3 protein-coding genes and 1 pseudogene are annotated in these 4,727 nt (G+C 39.2%); 3 read left to right on the top strand and 1 reads right to left on the bottom strand.

All coding sequences use genetic code 11. The annotated features are described in order from the left end of the window. Window positions 1-232 precede the first annotated feature (232 nt). Window positions 233-856, bottom strand: a complete 624-nt coding sequence (locus RT405_RS09470; protein ID WP_313469289.1) for a histidine phosphatase family protein — start codon at window positions 854-856, stop codon at window positions 233-235. Between the two features lie 281 nt (window positions 857-1,137). On the opposite strand from RT405_RS09470, the gene RT405_RS09465 reads away from it, so the two are divergent. The 3 genes and pseudogenes from RT405_RS09465 (at window position 1,138) to RT405_RS09455 (ending at window position 4,576) form a co-directional block, all read left to right on the top strand. Then, window positions 1,138-2,202, top strand: coding sequence for a MupG family TIM beta-alpha barrel fold protein (locus RT405_RS09465; RefSeq protein ID WP_313469286.1), 1,065 nt, complete (start codon window positions 1,138-1,140; stop codon window positions 2,200-2,202). 16 nt (window positions 2,203-2,218) lie between these two features. Continuing rightward, window positions 2,219-3,106 carry an N-acetylmuramic acid 6-phosphate etherase gene (murQ, locus tag RT405_RS09460; protein ID WP_313469285.1) on the top strand — a complete coding sequence of 296 codons (888 nt, stop codon included), beginning with the start codon at window positions 2,219-2,221 and terminating at the stop codon, window positions 3,104-3,106. Between the two features lie 34 nt (window positions 3,107-3,140). Continuing rightward, window positions 3,141-4,576 (top strand): annotated as a pseudogene (locus tag RT405_RS09455) (PTS transporter subunit EIIC). The last annotated feature ends 151 nt before the right edge of the window (window positions 4,577-4,727 follow it).

Raw genomic sequence — 4,727 nt, 5'->3', positions numbered from 1 at the left:
AAGTAAACACCCGCTTAAAAGGGTTGCAATCATCGGTTTATTTTCTTTAAATAAAGTTTTCATCTCTCTTCGCTCCTTTTCAAATCAACCGTTAAGTGGTTCTTGTCTTTATAATAACACACTTATTTGTTAAATGATAATGATTGTTAAGAAATAATCAGTTTTATTTAACTGAAAAAGAAAAACGATTAAGAAAATGAAGAACTCAATTTTCTTAACCGTTTAGTAGCCATTAACACAAATGTCCGGTTTGGTTCCAAGAGTCTAATGAGAAAGACTTGTTTTGATAATGCAAGACTGAAATACTGGTATTTTCTAAAGGCGTCTGAGAGCGAATAGCTTTCAGTTCTTTCCCTAACAAAGAGGAAAGGGTCGCTGTTGTTGTGATGCTATGACCTACGAATAATAAATCCTGATCTGGAAACTGCTTGATCGCCTCTGTTACAGTTTTTGTTCCTCGGTGAATCAATTGCTGGTAAGTTTCTCCGCTAAATTCATTAGGGTCGTATAAGTCAGGACGGTGAAGTAAATTAAAAAACAATTCAGGCTCTTCTTTTTCAAAATCCGGAATATAAGCTCCTTCCCATTTTCCATAGCCAAACTCTTTATATTCTTCGACATAGTGGATGGTATAAGGATGTTGAAACTGAGAGGTGATCAATTTGGTTGTGTCCACTACACGTTTTTGTGGGCTGGCAATAATTTGTTTGATGCCGTATGAGTTTAACACTGCTCCCGTTTTAACAGCATCCTTTTTACTTTGTTCCAATAGAGGGGAATCAATAGCTCCGCCTTGCACCCGATTGGCTAAGTTGTATTCTGTTTTCCCGTGACGGACAAAAAATAAACGTTGGATGATGATCGTCTCCTTTTTTTAAAATATAATTTCATTCTATCACAGAATATTTCTGTTTCATAGAAATGAATGCGCTTACTCCTATAAGTTGGGCAGAAGCGATGTTTTGTAATGAAGCCTTTAAACTGAACGACAGCCTTTTTATTCCTATTTAAATAAAGAATTTAGTTGATTCAGACGCAAGTAGACAGGAAATTTATTTTAAAGAAATACTTGAAATAATATTTCAAGATGGTATGATAGGTTTATCAGATAAAACGATTACATTGAGGAGGGATTTTGTGTTAGGTACTTCAGTTTTTCTTGGAGAAGATCTTAACGAAGAACTGCGAGAAAGTCTAGTTTCAATGAAAAGACACGGGTTTACAGGGATTTTTTCATCTTTACATATTCCGGAAGATGACAGCTCACATTATTTGAGACGATTAACGACATTAGGTGAGTGGGCTAAGGAATTAGAAATGGAAGTAATGGTAGATATTTCAGGTTCTGCGTTAACAAAAATTGGGTTATCCTTTGAAAAGCCACAGGAAATTTTAGCCACTGGGATAACAGGGCTCAGAATAGACTATGGTATCAGCAATGAAGTGATTGCGGAATTGTCCCATGTTATGAAAGTTTCTTTGAATGCCAGTACCATTACAAATAAAGATGTAGCTGAATTAACCAGTGCCGGGGCGCATTTTGAACATTTGGAAGCTTGGCACAATTATTACCCTAGACCTGAAACAGGGTTGGGTAAAGCAGATTTTATCAAAAAAAATAAATGGTTGCAGCAATTAGGGTTTCGTGTAATGGCTTTTGTTCCAGGAGACAATCAATTAAGAGGTCCGCTTTTTGAAGGCTTGCCCACACTTGAAAAACATCGGTATGAACACCCGTTAGCTGCTGCTATTGAGTTATTTACTGACTGTTTAGTTGAAGACGTTTACATTGGCGATCCAGGTTTAAAGAAGAAAACGCAGCAGCAGTTTGCATCCTATTTTGAAAAAAATCAATTGCTATTATTTGCTGAACCAGAACAACAATCAGCTTATGCTCAGTCAGTAATGGGAGTGCATCAAAATCGATGGGATGCGGCGCGAGATGTTATCCGCAGTGCCGCTGCACGGTTCAAAGAAATAGGGGACATTATTCCTGAATCCCCCTTGGCCCGAACAAAAGGCAGTATTACGTTAGATAATCAATTATACGGACGTTATATGGGAGAAACTCAGATCTGCTTAACGGATTTGCCTGCAGATAAAAAAGTAAATGTAGTTGCACAGATCATTCCAGAAGATCGTTCGTTGTTGGAATGGTGCAAAGCCGGCCAGCCGTTCGAAATTCAAGTAAATAAAAAGTAAAAGAGGAGTTTATCAAATGAATTTAGAAAAATTAGCTACAGAAACAAGAAACCAACAAACAATGCACCTGGATGAGTTATCAGTAGCAGAAATGATGCAAGTCATGAATCAAGAAGATCAAACGGTTGCGGCTAAAGTAGCAGCTGAAATTCCACAAATTACTAAAGTAGTAGAAGCTATTATAAAATCATTTAATCAAGAAGGACGTTTAATCTATATGGGTGCCGGAACAAGCGGCCGCTTAGGTGTATTGGATGCAGCAGAATGTGTGCCGACTTTTAGTGTAGATTCCAGTATGGTACAAGGATTGATTGCAGGTGGAATGAAAGCGATGACAGTGGCGGTAGAAGGAGCCGAAGATTCAAAAGAACTTGGTGAAGAAGATTTGAAAGCGATTGAATTAACGGATAAAGACATCGTAGTTGGAATCGCAGCCAGCGGTCGTACACCTTATGTGATTGGCGGCTTAGAATACGCTAAAAAAGTTGGAGCTGCGACTGCTACAATAGCCTGTAACAAAAATGCTGAAATCAGCCGATATGCAGAACTGCCTATTGAGGTAGAAGTAGGTCCAGAAATATTAACCGGATCGACACGGTTGAAATCAGGCACAGCTCAAAAACTGGTATTGAATATGTTATCTACCGGCTCAATGATTGGTATCGGGAAAGTCTATCAAAATTTAATGGTTGATGTAAAACCATCAAATAAAAAGTTGGAAGAACGGTCAAAACGAATTATTATGGAAGCAACAGATTGTACCTATGAAGAAGCAAGCAAAGCCTTCGAGCAGGCAGAACAGCAAGTGAAATTAGCTATCGTGATGATATTAACTCACTCATCTAAAGAAGACGCGGCCAAAAAACTGACCGAAGCAAAAGGCTTTATTCGTAAAACTATTTAGCGAGATGAAAAGATAAAAATTGGAGGTTGTAAAAATGGCTGAAACAAAAGAACAGCGCTTAGCGAGAGAAATCTACGCACAAGTAGGCGGTATGGGAAATGTCAATAAAGTTATTCATTGTATGACACGGGTACGAATGGACATCAAAGATCCAGCAGCAGTTGATATAGCAGGATTAAAGAAAATTGATGGAGTATTGGGTGTAGTTGAAGAAGAAACCCTTCAAGTTGTTTTAGGCCCTGGTATTGTAAATAAAGTAGCAAAAGAAATGGTGAAAATGGCTGGAGTAGGACTGGGAGAAACCATACCTGTCCAAGCCGCCGCGACGACAGGCGGATCAACGAGCGGTCGTGAAGAAGCTGAGAGAAGAGCGGCCATTACAAAAGCCGATCAAAATCGATTGCCAATATCTTTGTTCCTTTGATTCCTGCATTTGTAGGAGCCGGTATTATCGGCGGGATCGCATCAGTCTTACAAAATATGTTGACAGCTGGAACAATAAGCGGGGAGTCTTGGGTCACAATCGTTCTGGTATTGAATATCATTAAAAATGGATTGTTTGGCTTCTTAAATATTTATGTTGGGATCAATGCAGCTAAGGTCTTTGGAGCTACTGAAGGATTAGGCGGTGTTGTAGCCGGTATTGTTTATCTAAGCGGTATGACTCCTGAAATGCCCTTACCAAATATTTTTACCGGTGGGGACCTAGCCGCCGGACAAGGCGGAATCATTGGTGTAGTTTTTGCTGTATTCCTATTGTCTATTGTCGAAAAAGCTTTACGTAAAGTAATTCCTGACTCAATTGATGTTATTGTAACACCTACTATTTCGTTGCTGCTTATCGGATTAGTGACGATTTTCTTGATTATGCCGATTGCAGGCGTGATCTCTTCAAGTTTAGTAGGAGCTATTACTTGGGTCTTAAATGTTGGCGGAGCATTTGCCGGTTTTATTCTTGGATTGTTCTTCTTGCCAATGGTGATGTTTGGATTGCATCAAGTCTTGACTCCAATCCATATTGAAATGATCGCATCACAAGGCATGACTTTGCTGTTACCTATTTTAGCTATGGCAGGCGGCGGACAAGTTGGTGCATCTTTAGCACTTTGGGTAAAATGCCGTAAAAATAAACAATTAACCAATATGATTAAAGGTTCATTGCCAGTTGGGATCTTAGGAATCGGCGAACCATTGATTTACGCGGTTACTTTGCCATTAGGACGTCCATTTATCACAGCCTGTATTGGCGGAGGTATTGGTGGAGCAGTCATCGGCGGCATTGGCGGTATTGGTGCGACTGCAATCGGGCCTTCAGGTGTTGCCTTGATTCCATTGATCTTCGGTCATATGTGGTGGGGTTATGTGTTAGGATTATTAGCTGCTTATGCCGGTGGGTTTATTGTCACTTACTTCTTTGGCGTACCGAAAGAAGCTATGGAGCCGACTGAATTGCCTTCAACTGAAGAATAATCTCCCTAGAGGATTGACCTAAACGAAAGAAATACTGTAAAATAAGTAAATTGAATGATCAATAGGCCTCTAAATCTATTCATTTAGAGGCCTATTATTTTTAGCTAGAAAGGAGTTTGTCTATGCAAAGCAATCTATTATTTTTGATTCA

The organism is Carnobacterium sp., from assembly GCF_032094055.1.
Classification (GTDB): Bacteria; Bacillota; Bacilli; order Lactobacillales; family Carnobacteriaceae; genus Carnobacterium_A.
Note: the sequence above shows the minus strand (reverse complement) of the source record. Positions and strands in the feature narration are given on the sequence as shown.

What these genes read in the sequence shown, in the direction of transcription:
- murQ (WP_313469285.1), top strand. Translation starts at nt 2,219, where the DNA reads ATGAATTTAGAAAAATTAGCTACAGAAACAAGAAACCAACAAACAATG.